Source organism: Mesorhizobium sp. M0185 (assembly GCF_040322175.1).
GTDB lineage: Bacteria > Pseudomonadota > Alphaproteobacteria > Rhizobiales > Rhizobiaceae > Mesorhizobium.
The window spans coordinates 63,549-78,470 of record NZ_JAMYSY010000003.1; the positions used below are offsets into that span (position 1 = coordinate 63,549).

Consider the following 14,922-nt stretch of genomic DNA (forward strand, 5'->3'; position numbering starts at 1 on the left):
AGATCAGATCGCATCATGCGGCGCTCGCAACCCAACAACCGCAAAGGGTCGTTCTTCCGCCGTCCAGAGGGTAACCAAGCCTTGGATTCTGCCACTAAAACGCGCTGACGTAGAGGCCGCCGTCGACCGGTATGTTCTGCCCGGTCAGGTAACCGGCATGAACCGAGCACAGGAAGGCGCAGATCTGGCCGAATTCCTCCGGTGTACCGAGCCGTTTGGCCGGAACGTTGGCTGCTGCTTGCGCTTTGCGCGCGGCGGCGGCGGCCGGATCTTCGGGCGTGCCGGCCTCGTGCGGGCCGCGCAGCCGGTCGGTATCGAGTTTTCCCGGCAGCATGTTGTTGATCGTCACATTGCGGTCGATCACCGTGCGCGCGACGCCGGCGAGGAACGAAGTGAGGCCGGCGCGGGCGCCGGACGACAGGTCGAGGCCGGGGATAGGCACATAGACCGACAGCGAGGTGATGTTGACGATGCGGCCGAAGCCGCGCGCCGCCATGCCGTCGATCACGGCCTGAACCAGTTCGACAGGGGTCACCATGTTCTGGGTGACGCCCTCGAGGATCTTTTCGCGGTCGAGCGCGCGGAAATCGCGAAACGGCGGACCGCCATTGTTGTTGACGAGGATGTCGGGATCGGGGCAGGCGGCAAGCAGCGCCTTCTGGACATCGGGCTTGGATACGTCGCCGACGATTTCGGTCACCTTGACGCCGAATTTCTCGCGCAGTTCAGCGGCGGTTTTGGCCAGCACGTCGGCGTTGCGGCCATTGATCACCAGATCGCAACCTGCCTCTGCCAGTGCCATGGCGCAGCCGCGTCCCAAGCCTTTGCTCGAAGCGCAGACGATGGCCTTCTTGCCGCGAATGCCGAGATCCATGGTGATTTTCTCCTCTGATTGCCGCGGCAACCTATCCGGATGGCTGGACCAATCGCAACCGTCATACGGTTGTTGCATGAATCGGAGCATAGGCTCAGGCGAAAGCAACGGTGACAAATGATGTCCGGCGCAGAGCCTCGCACTTTCCGCAGCATGTTCATCTCCGACGTCCATCTCGGATCGAAGGCGGCGAAGGCCGAATTCCTGATCGATTTCCTGCGCCATCACGATGCCGATATCATCTATCTCGTCGGCGACATCGTCGACGGCTGGCGCCTGAGACGAAGCTGGCATTGGCCGCAAAGCCATAACGACGTGATCCAGAAATTGCTGCGCAAGGCGCGCAAGGGCGCCAGCATCACCTACATCGCCGGCAACCATGACGAGTTCGCGCGACAGTTCCAGGGCGTTCATTTCGGCGGCATTGTCGTCGCCGACCGCGCCATCCACGAGACCGCCGACGGCAAACGCCTTCTTGTCATCCATGGCGACCAGTTCGACACCGTCGTCCATAATGCGCGCTGGCTGGCCTATCTCGGCGACTATGCCTACGACGCGGCGATCCTGCTCAACCGCGTCATCACACGTCTGCGCCAGGTGCTCGGCCTGCCTTACTGGTCGTTCTCGTCCTGGGCCAAGGTCAAGGTCAAGAAGGCGGTGAATTTCATCGGCTCGTTCCAGACCGTGCTGACCGAGGAGGCGCGCCGCTCGCATGTCGACGGCGTGATCTGCGGGCACATCCACCATGCCGCGATCGAAAGCTATGAGGACGTGCAATACATCAACACGGGCGACTGGGTGGAGAGCTGCACGGCGGTGGTCGAGCATTTTGACGGCAGGATGGAGATCCTGCACTGGGCGCATGTCCTGCCGGAGACTCCGGTCGGCAGCGAGGTGCTCGTGCCGATCGACATCAAGGGCAGGGCAGTCCAGGCGGCTTGACCAAATCCGGCCGCATCTCGCTTCAATCGGTTAGTCCAGCGGTTTCATCGACTTTTTCGCCGTGTTAAGCAGCGGCAGGTGTGGCGGGCCGACCCGGCTGAATGCCGTGCCGACGGATCGCCTGTCAATGTCCTCGCTGCCGCCGCTTTCGCCCGAACAGCTCGTCAAGCCACGCCATTTCGAACTGCGCATGAGCTTGATCTTCTTTACGCTCTTCGTTCCGCTCGGGACGCATGTGCCGTATTTCCCGCTGTGGCTGCAGGCGAAGGGGTTCCATGCCGAACAGATAGCCGTGATCCTCGCCGCGCCGATGTTCCTGCGCGTGGCGACGACGCCTTTTCTTACTGCGCTGGCAGACAAAGCGAGCGACCGCGCCAATGTCTATGTTGCGCTGGTCGCCGCATCGCTGATCCTGTCCGCCGGCTACCTCCTGCCGCCGACCTACGCAACGGTACTTGCCGTGTCGCTGGCCCTGACGGTCGTCTGGACGCCGCATTCGCCGATTGCCGATTCGCTCGCCCTTTCAGGTGTTCGCCGCTTCGGCTCGAATTACGCAAGCATGCGCAAATGGGGCTCGATCTCCTATCTCTGTGCCAATCTCGCCGGCGGTTTCATCCTGTCGGCGAGCGGTGCCCAGGCTGTCCCGGTGATCATCTTCGCGGCGCTGTGTGCCGCGCTAGCCGCCGGACTGATTGCGCCGCGCCTTGGCCGTCCACGCCGCGCCTCGCCGCTTTCGGCCGCCGATATCCAGCAATCGGCACCGAAACTCCTCAACCGGTACTTCCTCTATTTTTCGACAGGCGTCGGCGTCATCACCGCCAGCCACGCATTTCTCTACGGTTTCGTGTCGATCTACTGGAAGTCGATCGGCATCAGCGATTCGGTTGTCGGGCTTCTGTGGGGGTGGGGCGTCGTCGCCGAGATATGCATGTTCGTCGTTTTCACCCGCGCTTTCGCCTCCTTCTCGGTCGTCTCGATCATGCTGATTGCCGGGATCGGCGCGATCGTGCGCTGGTTCGCCTTTCCGCTGATCTGGCCGCTTGGGCTTGGCGTTGGCGGGTTTTTCGCGATCCAGACGCTGCACGTGGTTTCGGTGGCGCTGGTGCTGATCGGCCTGCAAAAGATGATCGGTGAGACGGTCGCGGAAGAACGCACCGGGGCGGCGCAAGGCATCGCCTACTTCTCCAATGGCTTCTTCATGGCGGCGGCGACGCTGATTTCCGGTCCTCTTTACGACCGCTTCGGCGCGAATGGCTTCTTTGCGATGATCCCGATCGCCCTGACGGGCCTGGCTCTGATCGGGCTTGCCGCGCGTTCAGCCCCACAGCGCCCGCTCGGGCGGTGACACCAGCGAACCTTGGTAGACGAGACCGGGAACGCGGTCGCGGGCCAGCAGCAGCGGACCGTCGAGATCGACGAAATCGGCATCCTGCGCCAACAGCACGGCCGGCGCCATCGCAAGCGATGTGCCGACCATACAGCCGACCATGACACCAAGACCCAGTTCCCGGGCGCGGTCGCGAAGCACGAGTGCAGCGGTCAGGCCACCCGATTTGTCGAGCTTGATGTTGACGGCGTCGTAAAGGCCGACAAGCGCTTCAAGGTCCTTCGCCTCGTGCACGCTTTCGTCGGCACAGATCGGTACCGGATGTGCGATGTGGCGAAGAATACCGTCATGTCCCGCCGGCAGCGGCTGTTCGATCAAGGCGATACCGTGCTCGGCGGCAAAGGCGAGGTTTGCGACGATATTGTCGTCATTCCAGCCCTCATTGGCGTCGAGAATGATTCGGCTGTCGGGTGCTGCCGCCGTCACTGCACGGATGCGCGCGATGTCGTTGTCGCCGCCGATCTTGACCTTGAGTAGCGGGCGCTGGGCGTTAGCGCGGGCCTGCCCCGCCATCGCCTCCGGCTCGGCGAGCGACAATGTATACGCCGTCTCAAGCGGTCGTAACGGAACGGTTCGTATCGTATGCGCCACGGGTGTTCCGCTGATCTTCGCTTCCAGGTCCCAGAGCGCGCAGTCGATGGCACTGCGTGCCGCGCCGGCAGGCATGGCATCGAGCAGGGCGATGCGGCTGATGCCGCGCGCGATCTCGCTGCGCATCGCCTCGATCGCGTCGCGCACATCCTCCATGGTTTCGCCATAGCGCTTGTAAGGGACGCATTCGCCGCGTCCTGTACGGCCGTTTTCGGTGATGGCGCAGGAAATCACCTCCGCTTCGGTCTTCGAGCCGCGCGAAATGGTAAAGGTCCCGGCTATCGGAAAGCGCTCGGCCTCGACCGAAATGACACGCGCCATATTTTTCTGCTCCGGCTGTGCAACAAGGAGGATATCGGCAAATCGACAGGTCGGCCCCGTCAGGCTAAACAGGACGCCATGTTGACCATCCGCAAACGCGACGCAAGCGGCCCTGCCAAGGAGCCCGACCACCAGCCGCGCATCGCGATCGGCGAGGAGGGCGGCGTTCTCGGCTGCGCTTTCTCGGGAACCTGGACGACGCGCACCGTGGCGCTGGTCGATGCCGAGATGCGCAAGATCGAGAAGCGCAGCGGCTTCAAGACGCTGGCGCTCGACCTTTCACAAATCGAGAAGATGGACACAGCCGGGGCGTGGCTGATCGACCGCCTGGTCAGCAGCTTCGAAAAGAAGGGCGTCGAGATCACGATGCAGGGGCAAAGCGAGATTGCCTCGATCCTGCTCGGCGCCGTCGGTGATGCGGTCCGACGCGAGCCCGAATCAGGTCCGGCAAAGCCGCCCAACTTCATCATTCGCGGGCTCGAGGCGGTTGGCCGGCGCGTTTATGAGATGCGCGACGATTTCCTGGCCGCAATGAATATCCTCGGCGCCACGATACGCGGCTCGCAGATGAAGCTTGGCCGTGGCCATGCCGTCAACATGGCGGCGATCTTCAACCAGATCGATCGCATGGGTGTCGGCGCCATACCGGTAGTCGTGCTGATGTCGGCCATCGTCGGTGCGATCGTCGCCCAGCAAGGCGCTTATCAGCTCAGCTATTTCGGCGCCGACATCTTCGTCGTCGACCTGGTCGGGGTGCTGATCCTGCGCGAGCTCGGCGTGCTGATGACGGCGATCATGATCGCCGGCCGCTCCGGCAGTGCGATCACCGCCGAGATCGGCTCGATGAAGATGCGCGAGGAGGTCGATGCGCTGAAGGTGATCGGTCTTAATCCAATCGGCGTGCTGGTGTTTCCGCGGCTGGTCGCGCTGGTCATCGCGCTGCCTTGCCTGACGATCGTCGCCAACTTTGCCGCGTTGGGCGGCGGCATTTTGGCTGCATGGCTCTACTCCGATATTGCACCGGCAGCGTTCATCGACCGGCTGCGTGTCGCAATCGACCTCAGCACCATCTTTGCCGGCCTGATCAAGGCGCCGTTCATGGCCATGATCATCGGCATAATCGCCTCGGTCGAGGGCATGAAGGTTGGCGGCAGCGCCGAATCGCTTGGCCAGCATGTGACCGCCTCAGTGGTGAAGTCGATCTTCGTGGTCATTATCCTCGACGGGCTTTTCGCCATGTTCTATGCAGCGATCGAGTTCTGAGATGGCGCTGCCGGGCACAAACACGACCAAGGTGGCGGCGAAAGCCAAAGAAGACGAGATCGTGCTGTCGGCGCACGACGTCACGGTGTCGTTCGCCGATCAGGTCGTTCTCGACAAATTATCGCTCGATATCTGGCGCGGGGAGATTCTCGGCTTCGTCGGTGCCTCCGGTGCCGGCAAATCTGTTCTCTTGCGCACCATCCTTGGCTTGACGCGCAAGCAATCGGGAACAATCAAACTGTTCGGGGTCGACGTCGAGAGGGCAACCGAAAGGGAGCGCCTTCGCATCGACATGCGGCTTGGCGTGCTGTTCCAGCATGGTGCGCTGTTTTCGGCGCTGACCGTCCTCGAAAACGTCCAGGTGCCGATGCGCGAATATCTCGATTTGCCGAAGAAGCTGATGGACGAACTTGCCATGCTCAAGGTCGAGTTGGTGGGATTGCCGCCGGATGCGGCGCAGAAATTCCCCTCCGAGCTCTCCGGCGGCATGATTAAGCGTGCTGCGCTGGCGCGCGCTCTGGCGCTCGATCCGGATATCGTCTTCCTCGACGAACCGACTTCCGGGCTCGATCCGATCAGCGCGGCTGAGTTCGACGAATTGGTCGTCAAACTGCGCGATACGATGGATTTGACCGTGTATATGGTCACGCACGATCTCGACACGCTGTTTACCGCGTGCGACCGCGTGGCGGTGCTCGGCAACAAGAAAGTGCTGGTCGAGGGCACGATCGACGACATGCTCAGGAGCGAGGAACCCTGGGTAAAATCCTATTTCCGCGGAAAACGCGCCCGGCAACTTGATCTTGCGGCGCGCGCATAGCCATAAGTGAGCAATGGAAACCAGGGCCAACTACGTCATTGTCGGCATTTTCACGCTGGCCGCGATCCTCGCGGCTTTCGCTTTCGTCTATTGGACGGCGGCAATCGGCGAAAAGGGTGAGACGACGGTGCTGCGCGTGCGCATTCCAGGCTCCGCTTCGGGGCTCGGCCGTGGCAGTTTCGTGCTGTTCAATGGCGTCAAAGTCGGCGACGTGCGCCGTGTCTATATCGACGTCGACAATCCGACCGCTGCTATCGCCGACACCGAAATAGACCGGAATACGCCTATCACCAAGTCGACGCAGGCCGATATCGGGCTTGCCGGCCTCACCGGCCAGGCCAACATCGAGCTCAAGGGCGCCGACCCCAAAGAGCCAAAACTTCTCGACGAGGCGGAAAAGGAAGGCCGTGTCGCCGAGATCGTTGCCAACCCGTCGGCGGTCACCAATCTGCTACAGACAGCGCAGAACATCTTCACCCGCGCCGACAAGGTCCTTTCGGAGCTCGAAGGCTTCACCAAGGATGTTCGCGGGCCGCTGACGCAGACCGTCAACAATGTCCAGACCTTCTCCGATGCACTGGCCAGGAATGCGGACGGCGTCGACAAGTTCCTGGCCAGCGTCAGCTCGCTGGCGGACGAACTGAAGGGTGTTTCGGGCAAACTCGACGGCACCCTGAAGGCGGCGGAAGGGCTACTCAACGCCGTCGACAAGGACCAGATCAAGAGCATCGTCGCCAATGTCGACACGGTCACTTCCAACCTCAAGGAAACCAGCAAGCAGTTCGACACGGTCATCAAGAACGTGGACACCGCGGTCGGCTCGATCAACGACTTCGCCCAGAAGACGCAAGGCACACTGGCCAAGGTCGACGGCGTTCTCGACGGCATCGATCCGGCTGAGGTTCGCACCGCGCTGGCCAATATCCAGAAGGCCAGCGAAAACGCCAACGAGGCTGCCGCCGACATCGCCAAGGTGACCAACAAGTTCGCCAACCGGGCCGACGACATCGACGAAACCATCAAAGACGCGCACCAACTCGCAGGACGCCTCAACGATGCCTCGGTGCGAGTCGACGGTATCCTTGCCAAGGTCGACAAACTGCTCGGCTCCGGTCAGGCCGACGGCGTCATGGCCGATGCCAGGGCGACGCTCAAATCGTTCAAGCAGGTCGCCGACACGCTGAACGCCCGCCTCGGCACCATCACCGACAATCTGGCGCGGTTCTCGGGACAGGGGCTGCAAAACGTCGAATCGCTGGTCCAGGACAGCCGTCGTTCGATCAACCGCATCGAAGAGGCGGTGACCGACCTCAGCCGCAATCCACAGCGGATCCTGTCCGGCGGCGAGGGTGAGGTCCGGCAGTTCGACGGCAGGGTGCGCCGTTGACTTCGGCCTGCGCCCACCGCAAGAACATAGCTGGCAGATGCGCATTGTTTCCACGATCCGGGGGGGATCGCGTTTGAAGTCGATCAGTTCAGGCAGCGTCAGATCGAGTGGGTTCAAGGCCGGAGTGGCACTGCTGGCGCTTTCGCTCGCCGGCTGCGCGGCGCTGGGCGGCAAGCCGGCGCCGCTGGATACGTTCGAGCTTTCGGCGCCGTCGCTGGAAGCGCGTGCCCACAGCCGTCGCCAGATCCTCATCGCCCAGCCATCGGCGCTCAAGGCGCTGGACAGCCAGAACATCGTCATTAAGCCATCGCCGCGATCGATCCAGTATCTCAAGGGCGCGCAATGGGCCGACCGGCTGCCGATGATCGTACAGGCGCGGCTGGCAGAGACGTTCCAGCGCTCGGGCAGCTTCACCGGCGTTGGCAAGCCAGGCGAGGGGCTGGCGATCGACTATCAGGTGATCGTCGAGATCCGCTCGTTCGAGGTGCGTGTCGACGGCGGCGAACATGCCGAGGTCGAGCTGTTCGTGCGCCTGTTGAACGATCGCAACGGTGAAGTGCGGGCGTCGAAGACGTTTAGCGCCATCGCGCCCGTTTCGGGCAATGGCAACCAGGCCTATGTCGGCGCGCTCGATGCCGCGTTCGGCGATGCGGCAGGGCAAATCGTCCGCTGGACGGACACCGTGATCTGACACAGCCGAAACTGCCGGCACGGCACTCTACAGCGCCAATGGAATTCAGTACGGCATAAAAAAGGCGGGAAATCCCGCCTTTTCGTTTGTTCTCTGTCGCCCGCTTAGTGCAGGCGGCCGCTGGCGTGGGCCAGCATGGTGTAGACCTTGCCGGTATCCGACGTCAGGTAGGTCTGTGCCATGATGTTGTCGCGGTCGTTGCGCGACACGTCCTTGAGCAGCTTTTCGAAATCGTCACAGTAACGATCGACAGCAGCGCGGAACTCCGCCTCCGACTGATATTTGCGGCGGATCTCGTCGAACGTCTGCTGGCCCTTCAGCGTGTAAAGTCGGCGCGTGAAGACGTCGCGCTCGCCGCGCCGGTAGCGGTTCCACAGCTCGATCGAGGCATCGTGATCGATGGCGCGTGCGATATCGACCGAGAGCGAGTTCAGCGATTCCACGACATGAAGCGGCGACCGCGCAGCGGGAGCCGGGCGCGGCGCTTCGGCAGGCGCTGCCGGCTTGGCGTCGTCTTCGCGTGATGCACCGGTCAGGAGGTCACGCACCCAACCGCCCTGCGGCGTGCGGCCGTTGGGGTCGCGCTGGCGCGGCGCTTGGTCTGCGGGACGTTCGAGGTCGAGCGTGCCGCGCAGCGCCGTCTCGCCCGAAGGCGCCTGCGGTGCACGGCGCTGTTCGGGAGCCGGAGCCGGGCGACGTGGCGGTTCGGCGGGGCGTGCGGCAGGCGCTTGCGGCGCCGGACGCAGGTTGCGCTGTTCCGAACTGTCGGCGCTGCGGCCAGATTTCGCAACGATTTCAGAAAGTTCCTTCAGCGCGTTGATCTGCTCTGAAACGGCACGGCGGATAGCCGTGGTTGATTCCTTTGCCTCTTCCGGCATCTCGATGACGCCTTTCTTAAGCTCGGCCCGGGTGAGGTCGAGCTCGCTCTTGATCGAGCCGGCGGTACGCCGCATCTCCTCGGTCGCATCGGCAAAGCGCTTGGTTGCCGAATCGACCACTTCGGAAATCGCGGTACGGATCTTGTCGGCGGATTCCAGCGTCTTGCCTTCGGCGTTCTGCAGCGTCTGGCCGACCAGATTCTCGAACGAGCGCATGACCCTTTCGAGATCTTCCGATTTCTTGACAAGACCGACGGCAAGGTCCTCCAGCGACGATTGCCTTTCGAGCGTGTGCTCAAGATTGCTCTGGGCCGAGCTCAACAGGTCCGAGGCACTGGAAAGCAACCGGCTGTGCTCGTCGAACTTGGTGGCGATTGAAGCAACCTCGCGCAAGGTCGACGACGACAGCTCGGTGAGCCGCGTCGTGTTCGAATCGACCAGACGCGCCGAACTGGCGAAGGTCTGCGCGGTCTTTTCCGTGGTCGCCGCGAAGCTTTGCGTGCTCCCGGTCAGGCGTTCGTCGACCTGGCCGAGATTGGTCGCCGCCTGCTCGATCAACTGACCGAGCTGCGAGCTGGAGGTGGTCATGCGGCCGATGAGGTCGGCAACGCTGTCGGCAAGCGTCGAGCGCGCGCCTTCGACGGCCGACAGGGTTTCGGCCGTACGGCTGGCGAGGGCGTCGACGAGGGCGGCGTTTTGAGTGCGCAGCTTCTCGGTCGCACGTTCGGTGACCTCTTCCATGCTCTTTTGCAGCTCGGAGCCGCCCTGGGCGAAGCGCTCGACCAGAGGCCGTGCCGTCTCGTCCAGGATTTTCGATATTTCGGCCGAACGTGCCGCAAGCATCGTATTGAGCTCGCGAGTATTGGCACCGATGGTCTTTGCAGCGTCATTGGTGCTCTGGCCGATATGCTGGCCGACCGCGGTGAAGGTTTCGGCGATCGAGTTGGCGCGCGAGACCAGTTGCGCCTCGGCACCCGAGACTTGTTCGTTGAGCTTTTGGCCCATTGTCTCGGCGGAGTAGGCGAGGCGGTTCTCGACGGTGGCGACCTGCTCCTCGACGCGGGCCGCAGTGGCGGCAGCACTCGATGCCAGGCGTTCGTCGGCACCGGCAAGCAGCTGCTCGATTTCACGGGCATGGACGGCGAGTTCCTGGCCAGTCTGCCTGGCGCGTTCGGCAACCCGCTGCTCGGTGCTGGTGAAGGCACCGACAATGGTGTCGGCATGTTCGCCGATTGCGGTGCTGCTGTCAGCGATACGGGCCACCAGGCGATGATCGGCCTCCTCGAAGATGCGGCCGATCTCGGACGCACGGGCCGAAAGTGCTTCAGAGCCTTCGGCAATGCGCGAAATAAGTTGCTGGTCGGCGGCATCGAAAATGCGACCGAGATCCGACGCACGTGCCGCGAGAGCTTCGGCGGATTCGCCGATGCGCACGCCCAGCCGCTCGTCGGCTGTTTCGAAATTGCGCAGGATGTCGCCGGCACGCGCAGCCAGCGACTGGGCCGTTTCGATGGCGCGAGAGACCAGCCTGTGGTCCGCCGCGTCGAAGGTACCGGCAATCTCACTTGCCCGGGCTGCCAGCTGATCGGCCGTTTCCTGGGCACGCGCGAACAAGGTGTTCGACGTGTCGTCGACGCGGGCAATCAGTGCGCTCGACGTATCCTCGGCGCGGGCGGCGAGGCGACGATCCGCCTCCTCGAAGGTGCGGGCGATGTCCTCCGCCCTGGCGAGCAGGGCGGCCGAGGTCTGCTCGGCGCGCTCGGCGATCTTGCGGTCGGCATCGCTGAATGCCGCGCCCGCCTGCTCATGCAGCGCGCTGGTAACTTCCATGACCTTCTCGCGCAGCGCGCCGGCGACGAAGACCGCGCTTCTTTCGAGCACACTGCGCACGTTGTCGACACCCGTCGACAGCGCCCGCTCCATTGTGCTGGCGCGCTCTTCAATGATGCCTGTCTGCCGGCTGAACGCCTGCTCGATCTTTTCTACGTCCGCAGCGATCGCATCGGAGATGTCGGTGCTCCTGGCGGCGATCTGGTCGATATGGCCGGACAGCGAACGGTCGACATCCTTGCGCGTTTCGGCGAGCCTGGAGAGATCGTCCTGCAATGCGCGGGTCAGCACGTCGCGGCCCTCGCTCAGCTTGCCGACATGACCGGCGACGATCTCGTCGACTTCGCTGCGGCTCATTGCAAGCCTCTCCAGATCGGCTTCCAACGCGCGCCTGAGTATGTCGCGGCCTTCCGCCAGTTTCTCAACCTGGCCGGCAACCAGCCCATCGATGCTCGAGCGGCTTTCGGCCAGCTTGGCGAGATCGTCCTCGAGCGCCTTCGACAGGGTCGAGCGGTCCTGGACGAGCTTCTCTGCGTGGGTTGCGACAAGGCTGTTGACGTTGCCGAGATCGGCTTCCAGCGCACGCGAAAACTGCGCGCGATTATCGGTCAATAGCTGCGACTGATCGGCGATGGCGCCCCTGATCGTGCTGAGATCGGCCTCCAAGGCGCGCTTGAGGATGTCGCGGCCTTCGGCCAGCTTCTCGACCTGGCCGGAAACCAGTCCGTCGATGCTCGAGCGGCTTTCGGCCAGCTTGGCAAGATCGTCTTCCAGCGCGCGCTTGAGGATGTCGCGACCCTCGGCCAGCTTCTCGACCTGGCCGGAAACCAGTCCGTCGATGCTCGATCGGCTTTCGGCCAGCTTGGCAAGATCGTCTTCCAAGGCGCGCTTGAGGATGTCGCGACCCTCGGCGAGCTTCTCGACCTGGCCGGCGACCAGCCCGTCGATGCTCGAACGGCTCTCTGCCAGCCTGGCAAGATCGTCCTCGAGCGCTTTCGACAGGGCCGAACGGTCTTCGGCAAGCTTGTTCATATGTTCGGAGACAACGCCCCGCACGGTCTCGAGATCGGTCTCCAGTGCCCGCGACAGCTGACCGCGATCCTCGGCCAGCTTCTCGGATTGACTGGCGATAATGCCCTTGACGGTGCTCAGATCGGCTTCGAGCGCACGCTTGAGGATGTCGCGGCCCTCTGCCAGCTTTTCGACCTGGCCGGCAACCATCACATCGATGCTCGAGCGGCTTTCGGCCAACTTGGCGAGATCGTCTTCGAGCGCCTTCGAAAGGGTTGAACGGTCTTCGGCGAGCTTGTTCATGTGATCGGAGACAACGCCCCGCACAGCCTGCAGGTCGCTCTCCAGTGCCCGCGACAACTGGCCACGGTCTTCCGCCAGCTTTTCGGACTGGCCGGCGATGACGCCCTTGATAGCGTTCAGGTCCGATTCCAGCGCGCGCTTGAGGATGTCGCGGCCTTCGGCCAGCTTCTCGACCTGGCCGGCAACCAGCCCATCGATGCTCGACCGACTTTCGGCCAGCTTGGCAAGATCGTCTTCAAGCGTCTTCGAAAGCAGGCTGCGATCATCGGCGAGCCTGCCCGAATGATCGGCGATCAGGCTCCTGAGGTCGGACAGGTCGTTATCGAGTGACTGGGAAAGCCCACTGCGGTCTTGCGCCAATTTCGCCGAATGGGCCTCGATGAGGCCATTGATGCCGGCAATGTCGGCTTCCAGCGCACTGGCGAGTATGGCGCGGCCCTCGGCGATCTTTTCGACTTGACCGGCGACGAGGCCGTCGATGCTGGCGCGACTCTCTGCCAGTTTGCCGAGGTCGGCCTCGAGCGCGCGCGAAAGGATGCTGCGGCCTTCGGCGAGCTTGCCGACATGCCCGGCAACCATTTCATCAATTATCGTGCGGGCTTGCACGAGTTTTCCAGAGTCTTCGTTCAAGGCCTGGGCAAGCCTGTTGCGACCCTCTTCAAGGCTTTCGAGATGGCTGCCCAGCGAAGCGTCGATCGCTGCGCGCGATTCGTTGACCTTGCGCAGATCCTCTTCAAGGGCGCGCGAGATCAGGCCGCGGCCTTCGGCTAGCTTCTGCACCTGGTTAGCCACCGCTGCGTCGATTTCGGCGCGACCTTCGGCGAACTTCGCCAGATCGGCCTGCATTGCCGCCGCCATCCGGTCGCGGCTTTCGGAAAGCTTGCGGCTGTGGTTCTCGACGGCTTCCTCGATGCCGGCGCGAGCATCGGCAAGCCGCTCGATGTCCGTATCGAACGAACGCGATACGACATGGCGCGCCGCTTCCATGCGCCCGGCGAAATCGCCGGCGCGGGCTTCAAGCATGGTCGAGGTCGATGAAATGATGTCGGCCATGTCGGCGCCGATCTGGGTCTTGCCCTGATCGATCATCGCCGACAGCGTCTCCTTGCTATCCTGGAAGGTGTGGGCGATTTCGCGGGCGCGCTCGACCAGCGTCTCGTTGATCTGGCGTGCGCGAGCCTCCAGCGCGGCGTTGAGCTTCTGCGTGCCGGTGTCGAGCGCCTCGGCGCGGGTCTGGAACTCGCTGATCAGCGCCTGGCCACGTTCGGCAAGCGTCCGCTCGATGCCGTTGAGGCTGGCTTCGAATTCCGAATTGAGTGTGCGGGCGGCACCGCCGAGCAGCGACACCATGCCGCTCGTGCGGTCGTCGAGCAGGTCGGTCAGTGACCGCGTCAGGCCATCGGTGGTGTCCGTCAGCTTGGCGATCCGGGTGTCGAGCAGGCTGGCGAAGGCCTCGCCCGACGTCGACAGCCGATCGGTGATCGATTCGAGCCGGCCTTCCACCGAATCGAAGATCGACATCGAGCTTCCGTTGATCCTGTCGATCAGCGTGTCGCCGGATTCGTTGATCGTCATCGACAGCTTGGTCGAGGCGTTGAGAATGCTGTCGCGAATGATATCGCTGGCGGCGTTGATCTCGTCTTTCAGTGTCTCGTGGGCGCCGGTGATCGAGGCGCGCACGCGCTCGGCATGGGTGACGACCGCTTCGCGCTCGCTGCCCAGCCCGTCGACCAGCGAGCGGATGCGGGACTCGTTCTCTGAATAGGAGCGCTCGATCTGGTTCACCTCGCTGTGGACCAGCGTTTCGAGCTCGACGGCACGCGCAAGCGTGCGTTCGATGCCTTCGCCCATGGCTGCCACCTCGCGGCGAACCGCTTGGCCGATCATCATGACGCGATCCTGGGCAAGATTTTCCGGCTCGGCCAGACGGAAGGCCACCTCGGTCATCGACTGCGCGGCAAGGCGCATCTCCTGAGCGCGGCGAATCATCACTGCGAATGCCCAGAACAGGATGACGGGCACGATTGCCGCGACCGCCAGGCCGATCAGCTCCGGACGAGCGAAAAACTGATCGAAGGTGCGGATGTTCCAGATGCCAGGTCCGAACAACAGGTTCGCAAGGCCGCCAGCGCCGGCGATCCAGGCCAGCGAAACGAAAGCCACGACCCAGTAGATCGTGTTCGAGGCGCGCCGATTGAGGGTGTGCAGGAGCGTCTTATAGTCTTTTTGACGATCGTCGTTGGCCGGCGAGAAAGCTGCCGGCTGCGAGCCATTGCGCGTTGCGACAGGACGCAACTCAGCCGGCTTGGCCTTTGGCGCGGGATTTGCGATCTGGCTTTGATTGGCGGCAGGTGCCGCGTTCTGGGTCTGGTCCGGGGCAGGCGCTTCGTTCTGGCTGCGACCTTCGCGCGCCAGCTCGTCGGCGGCTTGCGATATTTGCGCTTCGAGATCTTCCATGGATGCAGCCATGTCGAAGTCGCCGCCGGCATCGCCGCTCAGATCGATATCAAGTGCCTTTTCAAGTTCCCTGGCTACGTCGCTGTCGAGCGTTCTTGTCGTCGTTGGTTTCTTCGCCATGCCTTCGCTACCCTGTACAAGCTGCCGCGGGACTTATGGTTCTGCTT

General features: G+C 63.1%; 9 protein-coding genes. 6 read left to right on the forward strand and 3 right to left on the reverse strand.

The window, feature by feature from the left end:
- Nucleotides 1-94: 94 nt before the first annotated feature.
- Nucleotides 95-874 (reverse strand): SDR family oxidoreductase, encoded by a 780-nt coding sequence (locus NKJ20_RS03465; RefSeq protein WP_352502482.1) that lies wholly within the window; start codon nucleotides 872-874, stop codon nucleotides 95-97.
- 120 nt (nucleotides 875-994) lie between these two features.
- Here NKJ20_RS03465 and NKJ20_RS03470 point away from each other — a divergent pair, with 120 nt between their 5' ends.
- Nucleotides 995-1,816: a UDP-2,3-diacylglucosamine diphosphatase gene (locus NKJ20_RS03470; RefSeq protein WP_352742595.1), complete on the forward strand. Its 822-nt coding sequence runs from the start codon at nucleotides 995-997 to the stop codon at nucleotides 1,814-1,816.
- A 127-nt stretch (nucleotides 1,817-1,943) separates the two neighbouring features.
- Entirely contained in the window at nucleotides 1,944-3,161 is a 1,218-nt protein-coding gene (locus tag NKJ20_RS03475; RefSeq protein WP_352742597.1) for an MFS transporter, read from the forward strand.
- On the opposite strand, the gene dgcA is transcribed toward NKJ20_RS03475, so the two are convergent.
- On the reverse strand, nucleotides 3,132-4,115 hold the full coding sequence (gene dgcA, locus NKJ20_RS03480) for an N-acetyl-D-Glu racemase DgcA (RefSeq protein ID WP_352742599.1): 984 nt from the start codon (nucleotides 4,113-4,115) through the stop codon (nucleotides 3,132-3,134). The genes NKJ20_RS03475 and dgcA overlap by 30 nt on opposite strands.
- A gap of 78 nt (nucleotides 4,116-4,193) precedes the next feature.
- On the opposite strand from dgcA, the gene NKJ20_RS03485 reads away from it, so the two are divergent.
- From NKJ20_RS03485 to NKJ20_RS03500, 4 genes are read left to right on the forward strand one after another with little or no spacing between them, the layout of a single operon-like run.
- On the forward strand, nucleotides 4,194-5,378 hold the full coding sequence (locus tag NKJ20_RS03485) for an ABC transporter permease (RefSeq protein ID WP_352742600.1): 1,185 nt from the start codon (nucleotides 4,194-4,196) through the stop codon (nucleotides 5,376-5,378).
- A gap of 1 nt (nucleotide 5,379) precedes the next feature.
- Nucleotides 5,380-6,198, forward strand: coding sequence for an ABC transporter ATP-binding protein (locus NKJ20_RS03490; protein WP_352593549.1), 819 nt, complete (start codon nucleotides 5,380-5,382; stop codon nucleotides 6,196-6,198).
- A 13-nt stretch (nucleotides 6,199-6,211) separates the two neighbouring features.
- On the forward strand, nucleotides 6,212-7,585 hold the full coding sequence (locus NKJ20_RS03495) for an MlaD family protein (protein WP_352540616.1): 1,374 nt from the start codon (nucleotides 6,212-6,214) through the stop codon (nucleotides 7,583-7,585).
- Between the two features lie 37 nt (nucleotides 7,586-7,622).
- Nucleotides 7,623-8,276 carry an ABC-type transport auxiliary lipoprotein family protein gene (locus NKJ20_RS03500; RefSeq protein WP_352742602.1) on the forward strand — a complete coding sequence of 218 codons (654 nt, stop codon included), beginning with the start codon at nucleotides 7,623-7,625 and terminating at the stop codon, nucleotides 8,274-8,276.
- A gap of 104 nt (nucleotides 8,277-8,380) precedes the next feature.
- On the opposite strand, the gene NKJ20_RS03505 is transcribed toward NKJ20_RS03500, so the two are convergent.
- Nucleotides 8,381-14,875, reverse strand: a complete 6,495-nt coding sequence (locus NKJ20_RS03505) for an apolipoprotein A-IV repeat region-like domain-containing protein (RefSeq protein ID WP_352742603.1) — start codon at nucleotides 14,873-14,875, stop codon at nucleotides 8,381-8,383.
- Nucleotides 14,876-14,922: the final 47 nt, after the last annotated feature.

Excerpts from the sequence above, each read along its gene's own strand:
- NKJ20_RS03465 (WP_352502482.1), bottom strand. The coding sequence starts at position 874 with ATGGATCTCGGCATTCGCGGCAAGAAGGCCATCGTCTGCGCTTCGAGC.
- NKJ20_RS03470 (WP_352742595.1), top strand. The coding sequence starts at position 995 with ATGTCCGGCGCAGAGCCTCGCACTTTCCGCAGCATGTTCATCTCCGAC.
- NKJ20_RS03475 (WP_352742597.1), top strand. The coding sequence starts at position 1,944 with ATGTCCTCGCTGCCGCCGCTTTCGCCCGAACAGCTCGTCAAGCCACGC.
- dgcA (WP_352742599.1), bottom strand. The coding sequence starts at position 4,115 with ATGGCGCGTGTCATTTCGGTCGAGGCCGAGCGCTTTCCGATAGCCGGG.
- NKJ20_RS03485 (WP_352742600.1), top strand. The coding sequence starts at position 4,194 with ATGTTGACCATCCGCAAACGCGACGCAAGCGGCCCTGCCAAGGAGCCC.
- NKJ20_RS03490 (WP_352593549.1), top strand. The coding sequence starts at position 5,380 with ATGGCGCTGCCGGGCACAAACACGACCAAGGTGGCGGCGAAAGCCAAA.
- NKJ20_RS03495 (WP_352540616.1), top strand. The coding sequence starts at position 6,212 with ATGGAAACCAGGGCCAACTACGTCATTGTCGGCATTTTCACGCTGGCC.
- NKJ20_RS03500 (WP_352742602.1), top strand. The coding sequence starts at position 7,623 with ATGCGCATTGTTTCCACGATCCGGGGGGGATCGCGTTTGAAGTCGATC.
- NKJ20_RS03505 (WP_352742603.1), bottom strand. The coding sequence starts at position 14,875 with ATGGCGAAGAAACCAACGACGACAAGAACGCTCGACAGCGACGTAGCC.